Source organism: Formosa sp. S-31 (genome assembly GCF_051172795.1).
Classification (GTDB): Bacteria; Bacteroidota; Bacteroidia; order Flavobacteriales; family Flavobacteriaceae; genus Formosa.
The window spans coordinates 44,755-65,278 of the sequence record NZ_JAENDK010000004.1 but is presented as its reverse complement, the minus strand read 5'-3'; the positions used below and the strand labels follow the sequence as shown (position 1 = coordinate 65,278).

General features: G+C 36.4%; 17 protein-coding genes. 3 read left to right on the top strand and 14 right to left on the bottom strand.

The genetic code is table 11. The annotated features are described in order from the left end of the window. Positions 1-3 precede the first annotated feature (3 nt). The 4 genes from pheS to I3217_RS06025 all read right to left on the bottom strand — a co-directional run bounded on the left by pheS (position 4) and on the right by I3217_RS06025 (position 4,131). Positions 4-1,023: a phenylalanine--tRNA ligase subunit alpha gene (pheS, locus tag I3217_RS06040; RefSeq protein WP_435048856.1), complete on the bottom strand. Its 1,020-nt coding sequence runs from the start codon at positions 1,021-1,023 to the stop codon at positions 4-6. A 163-nt stretch (positions 1,024-1,186) separates the two neighbouring features. Next, a complete protein-coding gene (gene cydB / locus I3217_RS06035) occupies positions 1,187-2,263 on the bottom strand; it encodes a cytochrome d ubiquinol oxidase subunit II (RefSeq protein ID WP_435048855.1) in 1,077 nt (358 codons plus the stop codon). A 2-nt stretch (positions 2,264-2,265) separates the two neighbouring features. Next, the gene (locus I3217_RS06030) at positions 2,266-3,597 is read right to left on the bottom strand and encodes a cytochrome ubiquinol oxidase subunit I (RefSeq protein WP_435048854.1); all 1,332 of its coding nucleotides are present in this window, start codon (positions 3,595-3,597) and stop codon (positions 2,266-2,268) included. 177 nt (positions 3,598-3,774) lie between these two features. Beyond that, positions 3,775-4,131: a hypothetical protein gene (locus I3217_RS06025; RefSeq protein ID WP_435048853.1), complete on the bottom strand. Its 357-nt coding sequence runs from the start codon at positions 4,129-4,131 to the stop codon at positions 3,775-3,777. A 124-nt stretch (positions 4,132-4,255) separates the two neighbouring features. Here I3217_RS06025 and I3217_RS06020 point away from each other — a divergent pair, with 124 nt between their 5' ends. Continuing rightward, complete coding sequence (locus tag I3217_RS06020) at positions 4,256-4,771, top strand: CvpA family protein (RefSeq protein ID WP_435048852.1); 516 nt, start codon at positions 4,256-4,258, stop codon at positions 4,769-4,771. On the opposite strand, the gene I3217_RS06015 is transcribed toward I3217_RS06020, so the two are convergent. Genes I3217_RS06015 through I3217_RS06000 form a run of 4 tightly spaced genes read right to left on the bottom strand, consistent with a single transcriptional unit; the run spans position 4,768 to position 9,898 of the window. Continuing rightward, positions 4,768-6,969: a PepSY domain-containing protein gene (locus I3217_RS06015; protein ID WP_435048851.1), complete on the bottom strand. Its 2,202-nt coding sequence runs from the start codon at positions 6,967-6,969 to the stop codon at positions 4,768-4,770. The two genes, I3217_RS06020 and I3217_RS06015, sit on opposite strands and share 4 nt — an antisense overlap. A 13-nt stretch (positions 6,970-6,982) precedes the next feature. After that, complete coding sequence (locus I3217_RS06010) at positions 6,983-7,477, bottom strand: DUF2271 domain-containing protein (protein ID WP_435048850.1); 495 nt, start codon at positions 7,475-7,477, stop codon at positions 6,983-6,985. 5 nt (positions 7,478-7,482) lie between these two features. Next, positions 7,483-8,988 carry an ankyrin repeat domain-containing protein gene (locus I3217_RS06005; RefSeq protein WP_435048849.1) on the bottom strand — a complete coding sequence of 502 codons (1,506 nt, stop codon included), beginning with the start codon at positions 8,986-8,988 and terminating at the stop codon, positions 7,483-7,485. Position 8,989: 1 nt separating this feature from the next. Further along, positions 8,990-9,898, bottom strand: coding sequence for a DUF6607 family protein (locus I3217_RS06000; RefSeq protein ID WP_435048848.1), 909 nt, complete (start codon positions 9,896-9,898; stop codon positions 8,990-8,992). Between the two features lie 104 nt (positions 9,899-10,002). Here I3217_RS06000 and I3217_RS05995 point away from each other — a divergent pair, with 104 nt between their 5' ends. Together I3217_RS05995 and I3217_RS05990 are read left to right on the top strand one after the other, a co-directional pair. Continuing rightward, entirely contained in the window at positions 10,003-12,135 is a 2,133-nt protein-coding gene (locus tag I3217_RS05995) for a TonB-dependent receptor plug domain-containing protein (RefSeq protein ID WP_435048847.1), read from the top strand. Between the two features lie 11 nt (positions 12,136-12,146). Further along, positions 12,147-13,232, top strand: a complete 1,086-nt coding sequence (locus I3217_RS05990) for an HmuY family protein (RefSeq protein WP_435048846.1) — start codon at positions 12,147-12,149, stop codon at positions 13,230-13,232. A 65-nt stretch (positions 13,233-13,297) separates the two neighbouring features. Here the strand turns inward: I3217_RS05990 and I3217_RS05985 are convergent, their stop codons facing one another. The 6 genes from I3217_RS05985 to I3217_RS05960 all read right to left on the bottom strand — a co-directional run bounded on the left by I3217_RS05985 (position 13,298) and on the right by I3217_RS05960 (position 20,522). Then, positions 13,298-13,924 carry a carbonic anhydrase gene (locus I3217_RS05985; RefSeq protein ID WP_435048845.1) on the bottom strand — a complete coding sequence of 209 codons (627 nt, stop codon included), beginning with the start codon at positions 13,922-13,924 and terminating at the stop codon, positions 13,298-13,300. Between the two features lie 11 nt (positions 13,925-13,935). Then, a complete protein-coding gene (locus I3217_RS05980) occupies positions 13,936-15,801 on the bottom strand; it encodes a SulP family inorganic anion transporter (protein ID WP_435048844.1) in 1,866 nt (621 codons plus the stop codon). Positions 15,802-15,946: 145 nt separating this feature from the next. Beyond that, complete coding sequence (locus I3217_RS05975; protein WP_435048843.1) at positions 15,947-17,539, bottom strand: SulP family inorganic anion transporter; 1,593 nt, start codon at positions 17,537-17,539, stop codon at positions 15,947-15,949. A 76-nt stretch (positions 17,540-17,615) separates the two neighbouring features. After that, positions 17,616-17,921 (bottom strand): hypothetical protein, encoded by a 306-nt coding sequence (locus I3217_RS05970; protein WP_435048842.1) that lies wholly within the window; start codon positions 17,919-17,921, stop codon positions 17,616-17,618. 72 nt (positions 17,922-17,993) lie between these two features. Further along, the gene (locus I3217_RS05965) at positions 17,994-18,743 is read right to left on the bottom strand and encodes a tetratricopeptide repeat protein (RefSeq protein ID WP_435048841.1); all 750 of its coding nucleotides are present in this window, start codon (positions 18,741-18,743) and stop codon (positions 17,994-17,996) included. A 6-nt stretch (positions 18,744-18,749) separates the two neighbouring features. Continuing rightward, a complete protein-coding gene (locus tag I3217_RS05960) occupies positions 18,750-20,522 on the bottom strand; it encodes a BatD family protein (protein ID WP_435048840.1) in 1,773 nt (590 codons plus the stop codon). Positions 20,523-20,524 lie beyond the last annotated feature (2 nt).

The window sequence follows — 20,524 nt, the reverse complement described above, 5'->3', positions numbered from 1 at the left end:
TATTTAGATTGTAGATTTAAACTGCTCTAAGAAACGCACGTCATTTTCACTCAATAAACGAATATCGTTAATCTGGTGTAATAACATAGCAATACGATCGATACCAACACCAAAGGCAAAACCAGAATACTCCTTAGAATCTATTTTACAATTTTCTAAAACATTAGGATCTACCATTCCACAACCTCCAATTTCTAACCAGCCAGTTCCTTTGGTAATACGGTAATCAGACTCTGTTTCCAAGCCCCAGTACACATCAATTTCTGCACTTGGTTCTGTAAACGGGAAATACGACGGACGTAAACGAATTTTAGATTTACCGAACATTTCGGTCGTAAAATATTGCAATGTTTGCTTTAAATCGGCAAAGCTCACATCCTTATCTATATACAAGCCTTCCACCTGATGGAAGAAACAATGTGAACGTGCAGAAATGGCTTCATTTCTGTAAACTCTTCCCGGAGAAATGGTTCTGATCGGTGGTTTATTATTTTCCATATAACGCACCTGTACCGAACTGGTATGTGTTCTTAACAATACATCTGGATTCGTCTGAATAAAAAACGTATCCTGCATATCGCGCGCCGGATGATATTCCGGTAAATTTAAAGCCGTAAAGTTATGCCAGTCGTCTTCGATTTCCGGACCTTCACTTACATTAAACCCTATGCGAGAAAATATATCGATAATCTGATTTTTCACTATAGATATTGGATGACGAGCACCAATAGAAACAGGCTCTCCCGGTCTGGACAAATCACCATAAACACCCTTAACTTCTTCTTTACTTTCTAATTCAGCCTTTAATGCATCTACGCGTTCCTGAGCTGTATTTTTAAGCTGATTTATAGCCTGACCAAATTCTTTTTTCTGATCGTTTGCTACATTTTTAAATTCAGCAAAGAAATCATTCAATAATCCCTTTTTCCCTAAATATTTAATTCGGAACGCCTCAACCTCTTCTTTAGATTGCGCTTTAAACGCCTCAGCTTCAGCAATAAGTTCTTTAATCTTGTCTATCATGATGTCCACATTTTACTCACCTGGTGAGATTTGAATATTGCAGGATTTATCTTGAAACCCCTACTGATTTTAAATGCCAGTTTTCAATGAAAAATCCAGTCTCTAAATCGACCGCAAAGTAAAGAAATTATTTTCAAATTCTCTATGAGAAACCTAACTCTTATCAATGTTCGCCATAACCAACATCGTCCATTTTCCCTCGGAATACCCTGTACTGAATAACGAAATATACAATTACAAGAACTGCAGCTATAAAAAACCAGTACATCCCTACCGACAAACCATATTCATGTGCCGCAACATTGTATAAAGTTAAGGAGGGATTTATGTTGTTTGTAGACGGTAACAGATTAGGAAATATAGATGCCACCGTTGACGCCAACCCGCCTATTAAAAACAGACTTGAAAACAAAAATCCAATACCGTCCTTTTTAAAGCGCTTCACATTAAAATGGCCAAACAAACCTGTAAATGTTATTAATGGAAAACACCAAAGCAAGGGGTGTTCTATAAAATTTTTAAACGGATTAGCCTCTATTAAATGCCAGATAAGAATAGAAACAATTACTAATACCACTAACACTAAGTTTAGATTAAACACCACCGATTTTAATTTTGCATTTATGCCTGAATTGGTTTTAAAAATAATCCAGTTAGCGCCGTGAATAGTTAAAGCCACAACACTTATTATACCCAGCAACAACGTAAACCAATCTATAATTCCCAGATGTTCGGCATGCGGACTAAAAGTTGGGTTCCATAATGGAAGAAAAAAATAGTGTGCTTCCTGGGTAGACACACCGTTTTCTACCATTCCCAGGTTTACACCTCTCACAACATTCCCCAGCGCAATACCAAAAAACAAGGCCAAGAACAGACTCGCCATTCCAAAAGCCTTATCCCAGACATTTTCCCATAGTTTGTTATGTATTTGCCCCCTTAACTCCAGGCCAATTGCCCGAAATATAAGCAGCCATAAAATCATTATTAACGGTAAATAAAATCCACTAAACGAAGAGGCGTACAAAGTAGGGAAAGCAAAAAACAAAACGCCACCAGCGGCAATTAACCAGACTTCATTCGCGTCCCAAAAAGGACCTATCGCATTCGTTACAGCCTTTTTATCTTTTTCTGTTTTCGCAAAAAACAAATGTACTATGCCCGCTCCAAAATCGTAACCATCCAATACGACATAAACTGCAAGCATAATTACCAAAACAATGTACCAGAATAACTCCATATTTAATGTATTTTCGGATGTGGTCCTTTTCTAATTATTTTCCCAATTAACAATGCAAATAGTAAACCTAAAAGCGCATACAAACCAATAAAGCCTAACAGGGTAAATAAGGTGTTTCCTGAGGACACTGTGGGAGACGCTCCAGACGCTGTGCGTAATAAATTATAAACCAACCAGGGTTGTCTACCTAACTCCGAAGTATACCAGCCTGCCGTATTGGCGATGTAGGGAAAAGGCATAATAAAAATTAAAACCCACAAAATCCACTGTGTGGAATATAGTTTTCTTCTTATCAATTGAAACGCAGAAATCATCATTAAGCCAATAAACACAGTACCTAAACCTACCATAATATGATAAGCATAATACAACATAGGTATATTAGTAGGATGCACGTCTTCCGGATATGCTTCAAGGCCTTTGACTTCCTGATCCCAGTTACCATAAGTTAAAAAACTCAACACATTAGGCACCGCAATTTTATTATCCAGTTTTTTATTTTTCATATCCGGCTGGCCTATTAAAACAATTTCTGACCCTCCGGGTTCGGTATGAAAAATCCCTTCCATGGCCGCAAAAGTAGCCGGCTGATGTTTTACAACATTCTTAGCTAGCAGATCACCAGTTGGTGCCGCAACAATTATGGAAGATACCAAACCAAATGTAATGCCGGTTTTTAAAAACAGTTTACCAAATTCTTCATATTTATTATTGAGTAAATACAATGCACCAATGCCCGACACCACAAATGAACTGGTAACCATAGACGCTGCCTGATTATGCAAATAGGAAGGCCATAACCAGGGATTAGAAAACAATGCTCCGAAATTATTAAGCACAAATTTACCATTTGCCAGAATTTCGTACCCTACAGGATTTTGCATCCAGGAATGTGTAGCAATAATTAAAAAACCACTGGCCCAAGATCCCAGAAACACCAGAAATCCGGTTAAAAAGTGAAGTTTATGTCCTAATAGTTTTTCGCCAAAAAGGAATAATCCTAAAAATGAAGATTCCAGAAAAAAGGAAAACATCCCCTCCATGGCCAAAGTCTGGCCTATAATACCGCCTGTTAATTCGGAAAATTTAGCCCAATTCGTACCAAACTGAAATTCCATTGGAATTCCTGTTACCACCCCCATAGCAAAATTCAAAGCAAAAATACGCATCCAGAATTTTGCAGCATCATTATATTTCGGGATTTCAGTTTTTAGGAATTTCCACTTAAAATACACAATAATCAGGGACAAACCCATGGTAAGTTGCGGAAACAGGTAGTGAAAGGTAATCGTGAATGCAAACTGCATTCTGTCGTAAAATAACATGTCTTCCATTGCGACGCTTTATTTACACAAAAATAAGGAACAGCTGTTAAAATTACCCTGTTTAAACCAGCAAATTTACTGATTATAAACACAAAAAGGGATTCAGTATCAGAAACCTTTAAGTTCTGAACCTCTTCCCTTTCTAAATACATTATAGCTTTGAAAATGCTTCGATTTCCTATGGAACTATTTTATAAATTCAGTTTCCAGAAAATAATTTACAATCGCTTCTTTCATTAAAACACTTTGCTCACCCGCCTTTAAATTTGGCAATTGTTCTTTTACGGTATAATGCGGCCAGCCATCATCATCTACAAAATCAAACTCGTAATAACCATATGGCGTTAATAATTTACAAATAGCAATATGCATTAAATCTAATTTATGATCTTTTTTAAATCTTCTGTCGAACTGCCCCAATTCCTGCACCCCAATAAGATATATTATGGCATCAAGATCTAAAGTATCGCCATCGGCAAACTGATTCGATAATCTGGAAACCACCTCGTCCCAACGTGTTTTTAATTGTTCGTCTCTAGACATTACTTCTTAGATTAATATTTCAAGGCGCAAAGTTAAAGATTAGAAAAATTAAACGGGCTAAACAATGCTTAAAATATAGGAGTACCAATTTTAATATTATATTTGAATCACCAACTTATTACTTATGACAACAATAGACATAATCCTCGCTGTATTATTACTTTTTGGTCTTATTAAGGGATTTTTTAACGGCCTTTTTGTTGAAATTGCATCGCTTCTATCTCTTATTGTCGGGGTTTACGGTGCTATTCATTTCAGCAATTTTACAGCATCTTTATTTGAAGACAAGGTAGACTGGGACGAACATTATGTTAATATTGTTGCCTTTGCCATTACCTTTATCGTCATAGTATTAGCGATAGTCCTGGCAGGAAAAGCCTTTACGAAACTCGCTAATTTTGCAGCACTTGGCATAGTAAATAAATTACTTGGAGCGCTTTTTGGTGGATTAAAAATAGCCATGATATTAAGTATAGTATTAAACATTTTTGATAAAATGAATAACACTATACCTTTTGTAGACGAAGAAGACATGGAAAAGTCTATGCTTTACACACCGGTTAAATCTTTGTTTACATCCATATATCCTGCCTTTAGCGAAGATTTAGAAGAGAAAAAAGACGAAATCCTGGATAGTTAATAACAATCTAATTTTAACTGCCCTCTGTTTTTATAATAGCTTAAAGACTTATCTAATTGTGTGTTACAAATTTCTTCCAATACTAACAGCACGCCTTTTTGCATAGCGATAGAACCACAAATCATTATTATCCCCTTACCACTTAAAACTTCAGCCACCTGACTCGCATCTCTCTGCAGTAAATCCTGAACATACACCTTAAAATGAGCCTCTTTAGAATAGGCTATTTCCAGACGATTCAGTTTTTTATTTTTCAATGCGTGTTCTATTATCGGTTTATAAATATTGAAGGAACGCTCCTGTCTGCCACCCCAGTAAAGTTGCATATTTTTACCATTAGTATTCTGATCTATCATTCCAAGAAAAGGTGCAATCCCTGTCCCGTTGGCAATCATTATAACCTGCCTGGCTGACTTTGGAAGCCTGAATTCCTTATTCTTAACAAGTCTTGCCTTCAAACCTTCACCTTCGTGCAACTGATTTAAAAAATTAGAGCATAAACCTAACTCCTGTCTTTTAATACTAAGAAAAACATCGTTATTAACTTTTCCTACCGAATATAAGCGTTCCGCACTGTTTTCCTCAGGTTGTATCGCCAGTAAATCGCCCGACTGAAATCTTGCCAATCCTAAAACAGGCTTTAACTGCATCGTGAACGTATCGTCCGGGTTTTCCTTTGCCTGAGTTTTAGCTACTATTTTAAATGTTCTTTTTTTCTTTTTACGCTGCATGGCATCCCCTGGCAACTGAATAGACAACCCGACTTTTTTAGACCAGGCATTTACCCATTTAGTATAACTTTCGAAAGATTTATCATGAATAGTGTACGGCTCTAAAAGTTGTAAAGCATTTGCACTATTTTGCAGCGTTTCGTTTACAGTAAAAGCATATTTACAAAAATCAGGATAGGCTAAGGAACCAAATCCCACAACTGAGAAACTAAAAGCCTTATTTGTTTTTACTGCCTTAAAAAGTTCGGTAAATCTGGAGGCATTTTCCGGAGGCTCCCCTTCACCATAAGTTGCTGTAATTACCACCAAATGCTCGAGTTTATGGTAGATTGAATAGTCATTTAATTCTGCAATAAAGGTTTTCTGTCCCAGCTTAATTAATTGCTTATACAACTGATTGGCATAATGTAATGTACTTCCGTTTTCGGATCCTACCAGAATAACAAATTTACAATCGTCCTTTTTAAATGCATTTTTCAGTTTGGCCCGTCTGCGTTTAAAGGTCATTGCAAAACCGGAATACACAAAAAACAGAATATTGACACAGGCTACAGCCAGAATTAAAGACCACAGAATACTGCCTTGCCCGGTATGCAAATTAATACTCCAGCGCGAAGCCAAAGCTATAAAGGGATATTTGGATTCACTTAAAATCGCACCGGTATATTGATTTACTAATACTTCCCGGTCTTGCAACTGAAGTGTAAAATAATCCTCAACATCCTCTGAAAACGGAAATTCCACCTGTCTCACTTCTGCCAGTCTGGTATTTTTAAAGATTGTCTGTGCTCCTAATTCCAAACGGGGTTCATCTGTAATTTCATCATAATTAAAGTCGTGCTTCAATGTTTCTTTCGGCAACAATTCAAAACGATAGAGAGACAAATACACTCCTGTAAGTGTTATAATAAGAATAGGAACAAGAGACAAACGTCCTAATACCACATGATAATACTGAGCAAAATTCTCGTTTACTATTGTCTTAAAAAACTGCTTTATACCACGTTGTCGTTTTAAAATTAACACGGTCCCGGTAAGTGCTATAACCAACAATAAAAAAGACGTTATTCCCACAAAAATTCGTCCTATAGTCTTCAGGAATAATGATCTGTGAAAATTTGTTGCCCAATTAAAAAAAGGCGTTTTCTCTATTAATGCTCCCAGCTTTTCTCCCGTTCTGGGATTGATGTAAAATTGGTCAGCATCTCCCTCATTAGTAATTACAGATGCCGAAACAAACGAATTTACATCAACTTTAAGTTCTAAAACTTCCGGATATACCTGCTTTAACTTCGTAAGTGTTTCACCTAAATAAATATCATCAAAACGCTCTGCTTTATAAGGTTGAACCTGGTTCGAAATAGGTTCGAACGCCAGAATTACCCCCGTTAAAGCGGCCAGTACTATAAAAACAAAAGAAGATACAGCCAACGCTAAGTGGCTATATCTCCATATTGAAATTGTCATGTAGTAAAACTATTTAATTTGGTATCATACGTACATAACGTATAAATCCTTTCCCTTCAACTTTACTTTTTACGCTTTCAGAAGTTAACTCAAACTGAACATCCTGTTCGTAATATTCCTGATCTTCAACCGAGGATTCAAAACGAATGCTATACCCCGCATTTATTTTAGCATCTTCAATCTCAATAACATTAATACTGCGTTGTCCACCAGCAACCGTTGCTCCGGTAATTGCATCTATGTTATTTCGTTTTTTTCCGTAAAACTTCCACCACGAGGTTATATCGTTATACCACTCGCTATCGTCTCCTTGCACATACAAGGTTTTTTCGTATTCCCCATTTGGATTAATTAACGAAATGACTACATAAGCGCCTTCGCCGGTATAATTCGTCATCTGTACCATACATTTGTATTTGGTTGCAGGGCTTACCGGTTTAAATGAATATAAGGTAAATATTACAAGTGCCAACGCACTAAAAGTCTTTATAATTGAAAATTTCTTCATGCGTACTATTTTAAGAAATTAATATTAATCTTATTGGCCTTTAAAAGTTCATTTTCATTAGCCAGATCAAAGGCTGTCTCGTCGAAATCTGTAGTTATCGATTTATCAGCTCCAACACCTATTAAATACTTTAGAATTACATCGTCTGTTGCCGACATAGATGCTTTTAATAAAGCTGTCATGCCGTCCTTATTCTTAGCATTAACATTTACTCCATAAGGCGCTAACTGCTTCAATAAATCCAAACTGTTTTTATCCAGCGCTAAATGGTAAACTGTATTGCCGTTATTCTGAGGTTTAGAAACATCTAACCCTTTCTGCTTTAATAATTCCAATTTTTGCTTGAACTCATTACTATTCCTTTCTGAATATCCCTGAATTAAATAAGCGATTAGGTTGTTTCCTTCAGCATCTAAAACATTTACATCCGCTCCATTGTTAATTAAATAGGTAACGACTGCAGCTGAATTATTCTGTACCGCTAAAGCCAAGGCAGATTCTCCTTTTTTATTAGTTGCATTAATAGTTTTCACCTCCTTAGCTAATAGCTTCACTATATCTAAAGTGTTTCTTGAAGCTGCATTTAAAAAAGCGGTATTTCCATTCTGGTCGGCCTGATTAACATCAACACCTTTTGCTATAAAGTAATTTATAATTTCGGCATCTTTACTTTTGCCCCCTAAAGCATGTAACGGCGTTTCGCCTGTACTTGTAGTTACATTAGGACTTATACCTTTACTTTCTAAAAACTTAAATAACTCTAATCCGTTTGAAGTACCACGACCACCCATACTGGCAAACATCATGGCGTTTCCTCCTTCGTTATTTTTGTAATTATAGTCTATTCCCTTTTCAATAAGTTGATTTAGCATATCTATATTACCAGACTTTGCCACATAATGAAATATACCATTGCCTTCGGCATCCTTACCGTTAATATCTAAGCCTTTAGATACAAAATAATAGATGGTATTGAAATCCTTAGCCCGTTGCGAAACCAGTAACAAAGCATTAGCCCCGTGATGATCTAAATCTGATTGTAAATTTGCTCCGTTTTCCAGGCATAAATCGTAAACTTTGGTATTACTCTGACCGGTTGCAGCGGCAAAATTTAAAACCGTAAAGCCATGGTTATCCAATAGATCTGTTTTTGCTCCTCTTTCTAATAAATACTCCATAAGCTCGACCTTCCCTTTATTCGCTGCCCAAAATATATAGGTACGGCCGTCGTGAGTTAATTTATTAACATCGTTCCCTTTTTGGGTGATAAGATATTCTATAGTCTCATCTGGAAGCCCCTGTAAAATAGCCAAAGTTACCGGATCGAAACTGGCCGAATTACGCTCAGTAGGATCATTCCCAGCTTTAATTTTTTCTTTTACTACCTCTACAGAAGGATTGGATTTCCAGAAATCGCGTTCTAAAAACACGTTGGACTGTTGCGCCTGAGCGAACAATCCAACACTTAAAAAGGCGCCTAACACACCTTTTTTGAAACTTAAATTTTTCATATTATTTTTTTACAAAAGATTCGATTACCTCATTTATGGCTGCCTCATCCTGATAAGCATCTTCAGAAAACAAATACTTATACAGTTGTTTATTATCTACTTTTTCTTCTAAATTTAAATTAGTGTCTCTCGCAAAAACCTCATCCCATTTTGCTCGAACCAAAGCCCATTTAGCACTTGTTTTAGTCCAGTAATCCTGAGCTGCTTTACACTTAGCATCTTCTACTTTTTTGTACGTATTATACCCTTTTTCCTGAGCCACTAACACATCGTCCTTACCTGTTTCACGCACTACTTTGTCGTTATCCTGATCGTGAATCCATCCCGTTTTTGTTATTTCCTGACGGTTGCGTCGAACCGTTACATTATAATCGCTACGTTGTGTATATTCGCGACGCGGCAGTGGGGCCGTTGTTGTATTTTCCCAGTAACTTTTCCCATCTACGTGTACCCAGGATGCAGATCCTTCGTAACGCGGACTATCGTCTACCTGAAATACTTTTTGCGACCATTGTCCTTTAACTTCACTTTTCGGAAGATTTACATAGTTCCAAACATTATCACCGTTATACAAATACAAATCCGTGTTTTCGTACTCCCAGTCCTGTCTCCAGTGTTTTACAATGTGCGGATGCGCAGCATCACCAACAATTAAAAGGTGTTGTAAGGCAATTTTATCTTTAGAATCTTCAACCAGCTCTACCCATTCCAATCCTCTGTCATGCTTTACCTCAGATGGCACATATGCAGAGTCTTTTACATAATTAAACGTTTCTGCAAAATTAAAATTCACTTCATAACAGCCACACATGTTCTTAATGGCGTCCTGATCTTGTTTCTTTTTGCTTTGAGCTTCTGCCTGACCAGCAAACATTAAAGCTACTAATCCTAGAATAAAGCTGTGTTTCATAAAATGGTTTGTTTTTAAGATTATAAAAGTACTACAAAAATATTAATTCTTATTTAGATTGAATTAAAATAAAAATATATATTTGCCTGCAAATCTAAATAAGAATGAGTCTAAATAAAAATAATATTATACTTTTTTTAAACCTGATTACCGCCATTTCAGTGAAGGCACAATCTGATTTAAAAGACTCTCTTAATTTAGTACAACTGGATGAAGTCGTAATTACAGGGCAATACAACCCGCAATCCATAAAAAAATCCATCCACAACGTCACAGTTATTAACAGGGAGAAAATTGAAAATCAGGCAGCTAATAATTTAGCAGATGTTCTAAATTTTAACCTTAACCTTACCGTAATCCCAAATTCACAAACCGGAAGATCCACTATTTCCTTCTTTGGTCTGGACGGCCAATATTTTAACATCCTCATAGACAATATTCCTATGGTTAGCGGTAATGGTTTAGGCAATAATATCGACTTGACTACAATTAACTTAGACGACGTAGAACGTGTTGAAATTGTTGAAGGAGCTATGGGTGTTGACTACGGAGCGAATGCCGTTTCGGGAGTCATTAATATTATAACCAAAAAGAAACACGATAATATCTGGAACGTTCAGGCTTCTGTCCAGGAAGAAACCGTAAGTGATGAATACGCCTGGTTTAATGAAGGTCGCCACATACAGGCCTTAAATCTGGCTCATAACTTTAACACTAAATGGTCTGCTAAACTAGGCGTTAATCGCAATCAATTTGCCGGATTCTATAATAACAAATTAGGAAAAGACCATTACCAGAATGATGGTTTAAGAGGCTATGACTGGCTGCCTAAAACACAATTAAATTCGAATGCATTAATCAATTATCAGTCGGACAACTTAAACATATTCTATAAGTTCGAATTCTTTAATGAGCTAATTAATTATTTCGATGCCACCGTTAGGCCCAATATCGACGTAACTTCTCAGACTAGTAATCCTTCGGCCAGCGATAAAATATATACAACCAACCGATTTGTAAACAATTTAAACATTGATGGCCATTTTAAAACCGGAGCGCACTATACGGCTTCATTATCTTACCAAAACCAAAAACGAAATCTTAACGCCTTTAACTACTATATCCTTACGCGAGACAAAACCAATGAAACTAAAGAAACTTACCAATCCAGTCAAGTTTTATTCTCCAAAGGCACTATTAACGACCTTATAAAACAGGATTATTTTGATTTTCAATTAGGTTACGAAACACGTTATATCGAAGGTTTCGACACTCAGGCTTCTGGGAGCATTACACAATTAGATAAAACCAAATCGCAAAGTAATATCGCCATATTCGGATCTTCAGAAATTAAATTATCCGAAAGAATTTCGATACGCCCGGGCATTAGATATGAATACAATTCCATGTTCCATTCTAAAACTTTAGGGACTTTAAGCGCCAGATATTCCATGAGTCATGGATTTGAATTACGTGCCAATTTAGGAACCTCTTATCGTACTCCTAATTTTGAAGAGCTGTATTATTATTTCGTTGACTCTAATCACGATGTTAGGGGTAACGAAAACCTGAAACCCGAAAAAGGGTATTCTGCCTTTATAAACCTTAAAAAGTACAGTTGGGTAAAAAGCATTGCTTTACAAAACACTCTAAAGCTAAGTTATCTGAATGTAAATGATAAAATTGATCTGGCTATAGTAAACACCTTGCCACTAAAATACCAATACATCAATATTGATGCTTATAAACTTTGGGGACTTACTTCAGAAAACAGTATTAAAAAAGGTCCGTGGGCATTTAATCTGGGGGCTACAGTACAAGGCATTTCCAGAATTACCAATAACGAAGTCAATGCCGAAAATGACTTTTTATATTCATTTCAGCTCAATACAAGTAGTACCTATAATATAAAAAAGTGGAATACTGTATGTGCTTTGCTTTTAAAATACAACGGTAAACAACAAAATTATATCGCCTCAGGCACCGACGATAACGGCAATGCTTTATTTGAAAAAGCGACCACAGACGCATACAGCTGGATGGATGTTTCTATCAGAAAATCATTTTTTCAAAACTCAACCCAGATTACCATTGGCGCACGAAACCTATTTGATGTTACTAATGTAACAACTAGCAGCCCTAACAGCCAGGGCACGCATAGCACAAACAACAGTAACCTGTTACTGGGTTATGGCCGTTCATTCTATTTAAAACTATTATATAAACCAAACTTTTAAACATTAAAATTATGACTAAAAGATTTTTATCTATAATGCTAAGTATTACTGTACTTGCTTTTACAGGATGTAGTGAAGACGATTCACCATCAGGACCTATTGACATTGTTATAGAAGGGGCCAACGTTACTCCGGAAGTAGGAGGCCCTAACCAACAAAATCAAGTCTATATTGATTTAAGCACAAATACAAGCACTACTGTACAACGCGATTCCTGGGACTTAGGATTTTATTCCGGCTCTGAACACAGAGTAATTATCAACGGATCCATTTACATGGCTACAGCACAATTAACAACTACAGATATAGACGCTGTAAACAAAAACTCAACAGAAGTACAGGATTTACAACAAAGAGTGGCTGTAGGAACTTTTCAGGCAGAAAGCGCTGCGTTTATAGATGCTCCAGATGGCAATTTAAGTAAAACCGCCATTGCAGAAATTTCTGAAACTGATGCAGAAAACCATGTGTATTTAGTAAATCTTGGATTTGCTGTTGGGACAGAAACTCCTGCCACAGGAAGTGTCGCCATTAATGGTGAAAGCAGAGGCTGGAAAAAAATAAGAATTCTTAAACGCGATGAAAACTACCTGTTACAGTATGCCGATTTAGATGCTACAAGTCATGAAGAAGTAAGCATTTCTAAAAACAGTGATTACAACTTTACGTTCTTCAGTTTTAATTCTAATACTGAAACAAGTGTTGAACCTGCAAAAATGGACTGGGATTTAAAGTTCTCTGTATTTACTAATGAAATCCCAGGTTATGGTGCTTATGGTTATTCCGATTTCGTTGTGAATAACTTAAATGCAAATGCAAAAATTTATATGATAGACAGTGCCGAAAACACCGAGTTAACTTATGACAACTTTATTCTAGCCGATGTAGACATGAATAACTTTAGTGATGACCAACGCGGTATTGGAAGCAGCTGGAGAAATGGAGGTGGACCAAGTACAGAGCCTTCTTTAAAAGAGAATCTTTTTTATATCGTAAATGATACCGATGGTAACTTATATAAATTGAAATTTTTAGCCCTAACCAACGAAGCTGGTGAACGTGGCTATCCGCAATTTGTTTATAGCCTGTTACAATAACGTTTCATTTTATTTTTTTACACAATTAGCAAAAAAATGCCACTCTTTTGAGTGGCATTTTTCTTTTAATCTAAATGATAAATCTCTCTGATGTTCTTTAAAATGGCATCGAAATCTATTTTTAAATCGATTAATTTTCCTGAAAATATATCGAAAACCCAGCCGTGTACCTTAACGCCTCGTGTACGAATTGCCTTTTGCACCTCTGCCGTTTTTATAAGATTAACACATTGTTCCTGAACGTTTAATTCTATTAAACGATTATATCTTTTGTCTTCATCATCGATCTTATCCAGTTCTTTGGCATGAATACGATAAACATCTCTGATGTTTCTCAACCATGGATTTAAAATACCAAGATCCTGAGACTGCATCGCCGCTTTAACACCACCGCAACCGTAATGTCCGCAAACTACCACGTGATTCACTTTTAAATGCTCAACCGCATAATTTACAACCGACATCACATTTAAATCGGTATTAGGAACCATATTGGCAATATTACGATGTACAAATACGTCTCCTAATTCCAAGCCCATTAAACCTTCTGCATCCACACGGCTGTCGGAACACCCTATATATAAAAATTCCGGACTTTGTCCTTTACCAATATTTTCAAAATACTTCGGATCCTGATCCAGTTTATTTTTAATCCAATCTTCGTTGTTTTTAAAAACCTGTTTTAATTTCATAATTATAACTTTTAGTTTGTTTCCTTTATATTATTATTTATCCAGAATAAGCATGTTTTAAAATCCCTAAAGATAAGCTCTTCAGGAATTATTTCAGGAATTAAACCACTTCTTTTCATCATATTTTTTGGCTGCTTTAGCAAGCCTACAAATACGACAATCTTATTGCGTTGTTCTAAATCGACAAGCGTATCTTCTAAGGCATATAAACCGGATTGATCTAAATACTGCATACGCCCAAACCGTATAACCACAACTCTGGCTCGTTCGGGAATATCTTTAATTAAACTCTGAAAATCGCTGGTTGAACCAAAAAACAATGGCCCGTTTATATGCTTAACAAAAATGTCTTCCTTATATTTTTCCTGAGTATTTAAGGCATCGTACCAATATTTCTCTTGCGACAAAGATTTAACTGTCGATCGTCTTGCCGTTAATTCTCCAATACGTTTCATAAACAACAAAGAGGCTATAATTAAACCAATACCTACAGCATATACTAAATTCCAGAATGTAGACAGTAGTAACACTATAAACATGATAAGAACCTCCGAACTTAGTTTAACTGGTCCCAAAGTTATATCTTTTGGTAAACTTGGAATGGCTTTTAATCCCTTATAATCCATTACCCCAATCCCTACCGTCACCAGTATTCCTGCTAATACCGCAGCCGGAATTTTAGATGCAATCGGACCTAAGGCAAGTAATATGAGCAATAACACCAAACCGGCAATCATTCCCGATAATCTGGTCTTTCCTCCCGATTTAATATTGACCACAGTTCTAATGGTTGCCCCGGCACCCGGAATACCTCCAAATAATCCGCCAAGCGTATTCCCTATCCCTTGTCCTACCAATTCCTTATTTGGGTTATGTTTCGTTCTTGTGAGGTTATCAGCCACCAGACTAGTCAATAAAGAATCTATTGCCCCTAATAACGCTAAGGTTAGCGCGGTAAAAATATAAGGCGTAATATGTCCTATGCTAAACCCCGTAAGCACTTCTAAATGCGGAATAGGCAAACCTGTTGGAATCTGCTCTATAGGTCTATAATCTAAACCAAGAAAAACCGCCAAACCCGACATTACCATTAAGGCTACCAAAGTACTGGGTACAGCCTTTGTAATTCGTTTAAAACCATAAATAATTATAATGGTCCCTAAGGCCAGACTTAGTTCCAGCCAACTTATGGATTTTACAGCCCTTGGCAATACGTTTAATGTGCCTATCACGCCGGAAGATTTATTCCCAGCCAAGGTTTTTGATTGCTTTAAAATTTCTTCAGAAGTTACATTTTTCGCACGTTTTACGGTTTCTGTAAAATCTTCTAAAACCAAAATACCTTCGCCCGATTCTTCAAGTAAAATTTGTTCTAAAATAGCTTCTTCAGCATACGGCTTAAACTGGTTAACATAGGCCTCATCTTCCTTTGGGTAATATCCTAAAACCGGAAGTATTTGTGTAATTAAGATTATTAAACCAATAGCAGTCATGAACCCTGAAACCACTGGATACGGAATATATTTTATATACACACCCAACCCTAAAAAACCCAAACCTATCTGAATGAGTCCTGCGAGAATAAAAACGCTTAAAATTAAAGGTAATGCCTTATTAACATCACCATCGTTAGCTGTAATTAAACCGGCAATTATTACCATACTAACAGCTGTCATAGGAGCTGTAGGTCCGGAAATTTGAGTATTTGTGCCACCGAAAAGCGACGCAAAAAAACTTAAAAAAATAGCCCCGTACAATCCTGCACTAGGCCCTAAACCTGAAGAAACTCCAAAAGCAAGGGCTAAAGGTAGAGCAACAATTCCTGCTGTTATACCTCCGAATGCATCGCCCTTAATATGGGTAAACAAGGCCCTCATGAGTTATTTCAATACTATTTTAACTAAATCTTTTTATACACAAGCTAATTTATTAAATTAATAAAAATACTTTAGTTTATTTGGATTTTTAATAAATCAGGCCATGCTTTTTAACATTTTTCCGTTCATTATCAATAATTTACCATTAACTCAAACTTAATTTCGATTTAGGACGTTCTTTAAAAAACTTAACATAACTATCGGGATTCTCAACAACTCCACGTTTAGACACCAGTTTTACATCAATATGGCGTTCCTTGGCCTTTACGGCAAAATCCTCCAAAATTTCAATAATGTCATGATCCAAATACCGTGTATTAATAAGATTTAGTTCCAGATATGTATCTCTTGGCAGACTATCCAGTTCTTTCAAAATAGCTCCTTTATTAAAAAAAGTTACTTCCTCGGCTAAGGTCATTTTTATCTGATGCTTCCCATTACTTTTATCTTCAATATGAAGGAAATGAGAATTTTGATAACTCTTTAAAAGAATAACCACAATACCCACCAGAAGTCCAAGGCTTATACCTTTTAATAAATCGGTAAACACTATACCCAGCACCGTTACTATAAACGGCAACCATTGTTTCCAACCCATTTTATACATTTCTTTGAACAACTTTGGCTTGGCTAATTTGTAGCCAACTACCAGTAATATTGCCGCTAACACAGACAAAGGAATCATATTTAATAAACGTGGAATTAACACGACAGAAATCAATAACAGAATACCATGTATTATAGCTGACATTTTACTAATCGCTCCTGACTGAATATTTGCAGAACTTCTAACAATAACCTGAGTAATCGGTAATCCTCCCACTAATCCGGATAGTATATTACCTGTACCTTGTGCCAACAGCTCACGATTTGTTGGTGTTACATTTTTATTAGGATCAATTTTATCTGTAGCTTCTACACACAATAAAGTCTCTAAACTGGCAACAAGAGCTATAGTAAAGGCGGTAATCCAGATTTCCGGATTCGTTATGGCCCCGAAATTAGGAAAGGTAAACTGACCTAAAAACGAGTCGACATCATCTGGAATTGGTACACTTACCAAGTGTGACTGGGAAATACCAAGTACACTGTTTGACTGCGTTAAAATAAAAAACAAAATACCTAAAACCACTGCTACCAATGGTCCTTGAATCAGCGTAAATATTTTTGCCTTTTTAGCCAGAACATTATCCCATAGCAAAATAATAGCTAAACCCACAAAGCCAATTACCATTGACCCCATTGTGATATGGTCGAAAATATGAAATATAGATGAAAAGGAATTTTCTCCGGAAACTTCCAGAAAACTATCAGCACCCTCCGGCTCGGCATCATATCCAAAAAAATGCGGAATTTGTTTAAGAATAATAATGATACCAATTCCGGTTAACATCCCTTTAATGACTGAGGAGGGAAAATAATACCCAATGACTCCAGCTTTTAAAAACCCTAATGCTAACTGAATAACACCGCCCAGTACAACAGCTACAAGGAAATTCTGATACCCTCCTAAGGTCCCTATAGCAGTTAATACTATAGCTGCCAGACCTGCCGCAGGACCACTTACTCCTATTTTAGATCCACTTAAAGCGCCAACTACAATTCCGCCAATAATACCAGCAATTACCCCTGAAAACAAGGGAGCTCCACTGGCCAGAGCAATACCAAGACATAATGGTAAGGCCACAAAAAACACGACAATACTTGCCGGTAAATCTTTTTTTATCGTTTTAAACATAATAAAACCTGTTTTAAATTTTTAAATACTACCATAAGCCTGACAACTATTTTAAACCATCAAGCTAAAAAACGTGTTATATTATGTGTAATTCCGGTGGCGGGTATTGCAGATCGAGACTTCGTGAAGTATAAGTGTTCTGATAAAACGATGTATGCTCTATATCATCTTTTATCACCAGTAAATTTTGATATATGGCCTGATCCAGGAATTTCAATTCCAGATTTTTAAGCACTTCATTTTTGTGATTCTCTTCTTCATTTACATTTTTATAGAAGGTAGAAATATCATAGCTGTCGTCTACAATAGATATTACCGTGGGTGTAGTAATAAATACTGCAAAGACTAAAAACATGAAGTATGTAAAAATCAGCTTTGCCATGAAACCATATTTAGCATTTTACCAAAAATACGGTTTTAGCCTTAATTTTTTAAAATATTAACTTTAAAAAACTCAAATCTTTTTAATATCCTCACTGGAAATCCAGCCCGTTTTACCATCAGCAAGTTTAATGCGCTTCCAGTTATTAACGGTATCCAGAATATTAACTTTTGTCCCTTCATGAAGAATAAAGAGCTCCTGACTACTTAAATTAGGTTCACTTTTAACCTGACTCTCCTGAGCAAATACTATGGCCGGATTAGTTTTCTTATCTAAGCTATAGCTACGAAACGCCAGCATTAAAGTGATAAGCCCGGAGCCAATTGCGAAGAAACTTGCCGTAAATGCCATACGCTTTCGAACCGTATATTCTGCGAAATAATAGGTTAAAAACAATAAGACAAACAGTACAAACAGAAGCACCGACATTACGGCCCATCCGTTATAAGTCATAATGTTTGTAATTGAATTTACTATTTTAGAAATCCCAACTTCGGGTACCTCATCTATAGCATCTATCGTCATATTTTTAGCATAAGCCATATTATTTTGTATATCCTTATCCTTAGGATTTAACAATAAAGCTTTTTCATAATAATAAATACTGGGCGCTATATGGTTTAACTTATAGTGCGCATTACCCAAATTAAAATACAATTCGGAAGAGTGCATACCGGTATCTAAAATGGCCTGATATTTATCTATGGCCTCGGCATATTTTTTGTTATTATAAAGGGTATTTCCCTGCTCAAACAAATTTTCGTTCTGAGCAAAAGTTAGACTTCCTATTAAAAGTGCTAGTATATAAATTAACGATTTCATCTTAACCTAAGAAATTTGTTTATCGATTAAAGAAATGGTTTTTGCTGCTTTATCTAAATCCTGTTTCATAGCCACATTGGTAGAAGGCGTATAACGTGCCAGTTCACAACTTTGTAACAAACTGCTAAACTCATTTACAACTTCAGTTTCCACCTGTTTAGACTGCAGTAATTCGCTTATTTTATCTTTACTAAACTCACTGGTTTCAATATTCAACTTTCCTTTTAAGTAGTTATGCAATGCTTTCTCTAAAGCCACATAAAAAGCCTCCTTATTTCCTAAAGCTTTTTTAGCTTCACTTAAATATTTTTTAGCAAGTTTATCTGCCTTTCTAAGTTTTGTTCCCACCACATCGGCATCGCGAACTGCTTTTTGTTTTCTGAATACCATAGCTAAGGGTATGGCTAAAAGCGGAGCTAGAAGTGACCCCCAGAACAAATTAGATTTAAAGAAATCTTCGTGCGTTACCGGTTGTAAATTGGCCTGTGTCTTCACAAAGGCAAAATGATCGCTATTTAAAACCACAGGTTGCTTCCCATTATTTACTATGGTAGGGCTTTTATCAGCAGGCAGGTTGTTTGGCCCCTGAAATACATTTACTACTATTTCATCGGATGAAATGCGCTTATAACTTTCGGTTTTTACATCGAAATACGAAAAAGTAATACTTGGAATCGGATATTTCCCTTTAAACTGAGGTACAACAGTATAATTATCGGAAATACGCCCCTGCATCCCTGCGAGTGAAGTCTGCACATTCTCGTTGTGCTCCGGTTCGTAAACCTCCAAAGAACTTGGAAGGTTAACTTTTGGCAATTCGAATAACTTCAAATTTCCATTTCCGGAAACCTCAACCTTTAAATCTAAAGACTCCGAAGCCTTTAATTCGTTTTTAGAGGTTGTTACCTTAAAATCAAAATTACCTACTGCACCTGTAAAATCAATAGGTTTTCCTTGCTCTGGTAATGGTTTTACATTTATTACCCGCTCGCCGGCAGAAACGGTTTTGTGTACCTGAGTCATTAAACGTCCACCAAAAATATCACGTCTGTTTGTTGGCACATCAACTGTAATATCCAGACTCAATGGCTCTATTTTTAACTTACCTGTTTTTTGCGGATATAATACGGTTTTACGCAACACCACATAACGATAGGATTCGCCTTTATAGTCACCATTCTGAACCTTTAAACCTTTAATATCTATGTTCTGGCTCCAGAAATCATTATAGCGCGGATTATCAATTTCTCTCCAGTTACTCACTCCTGTATTAGGAGACACATACAACTTATATACCACGGTAATGGCTTCGTTTAAATACGGATTAGCCTTTGAGACTTCGGCCACCAAATGAATATTTTCAGAGGCTACATAATCGGCATTATTGCCATCTTTTGGTTTATCTACAGCCTTAGTAACGGTTACCGCCACGGGAGTAGTTTTATACACCTGACCATCGACTTCTATAGTCGCCTGGTTAATGGTAAATTTCCCCTGACTTTTTGGTGCTAAAAAATAAGTGTAGGTTTTAGAAAACTGAGACACACCATTAACCCACGATTTACTTACAGACTGATTTGGACCGCCTACAACCGCGAAATTTGAAAAGTTAGGCGGATTAAAATTATCGCCATCTTTATTCATTTCAAAATCGACACGCAAGCGCTCATTAATACCCAATTTGGTCTTACTTAATTTTGCTTCGAATTTAACCTGCGCAAGGCCCAGACTCGAAAACAGCAGAAATAAAACTATTGAAATATACTTAATCCCTTTCATCT

Coding starts and splice junctions, on each gene's coding strand:
- I3217_RS06000 (WP_435048848.1), bottom strand. CDS start 9,898: ATGAAACACAGCTTTATTCTAGGATTAGTAGCTTTAATGTTTGCTGGT.
- I3217_RS05980 (WP_435048844.1), bottom strand. CDS start 15,801: ATGAGGGCCTTGTTTACCCATATTAAGGGCGATGCATTCGGAGGTATA.
- pheS (WP_435048856.1), bottom strand. CDS start 1,023: ATGATAGACAAGATTAAAGAACTTATTGCTGAAGCTGAGGCGTTTAAA.
- I3217_RS06010 (WP_435048850.1), bottom strand. CDS start 7,477: ATGAAGAAATTTTCAATTATAAAGACTTTTAGTGCGTTGGCACTTGTA.
- I3217_RS05965 (WP_435048841.1), bottom strand. CDS start 18,743: ATGAAATCGTTAATTTATATACTAGCACTTTTAATAGGAAGTCTAACT.
- cydB (WP_435048855.1), bottom strand. CDS start 2,263: ATGGAGTTATTCTGGTACATTGTTTTGGTAATTATGCTTGCAGTTTAT.
- I3217_RS05960 (WP_435048840.1), bottom strand. CDS start 20,522: ATGAAAGGGATTAAGTATATTTCAATAGTTTTATTTCTGCTGTTTTCG.
- I3217_RS05995 (WP_435048847.1), top strand. CDS start 10,003: ATGAGTCTAAATAAAAATAATATTATACTTTTTTTAAACCTGATTACC.
- I3217_RS05975 (WP_435048843.1), bottom strand. CDS start 17,539: ATGTTTAAAACGATAAAAAAAGATTTACCGGCAAGTATTGTCGTGTTT.
- I3217_RS06025 (WP_435048853.1), bottom strand. CDS start 4,131: ATGTCTAGAGACGAACAATTAAAAACACGTTGGGACGAGGTGGTTTCC.
- I3217_RS05990 (WP_435048846.1), top strand. CDS start 12,147: ATGACTAAAAGATTTTTATCTATAATGCTAAGTATTACTGTACTTGCT.
- I3217_RS06030 (WP_435048854.1), bottom strand. CDS start 3,597: ATGGAAGACATGTTATTTTACGACAGAATGCAGTTTGCATTCACGATT.
- I3217_RS06005 (WP_435048849.1), bottom strand. CDS start 8,988: ATGAAAAATTTAAGTTTCAAAAAAGGTGTGTTAGGCGCCTTTTTAAGT.
- I3217_RS05985 (WP_435048845.1), bottom strand. CDS start 13,924: ATGAAATTAAAACAGGTTTTTAAAAACAACGAAGATTGGATTAAAAAT.
- I3217_RS06015 (WP_435048851.1), bottom strand. CDS start 6,969: ATGACAATTTCAATATGGAGATATAGCCACTTAGCGTTGGCTGTATCT.
- I3217_RS06020 (WP_435048852.1), top strand. CDS start 4,256: ATGACAACAATAGACATAATCCTCGCTGTATTATTACTTTTTGGTCTT.
- I3217_RS05970 (WP_435048842.1), bottom strand. CDS start 17,921: ATGGCAAAGCTGATTTTTACATACTTCATGTTTTTAGTCTTTGCAGTA.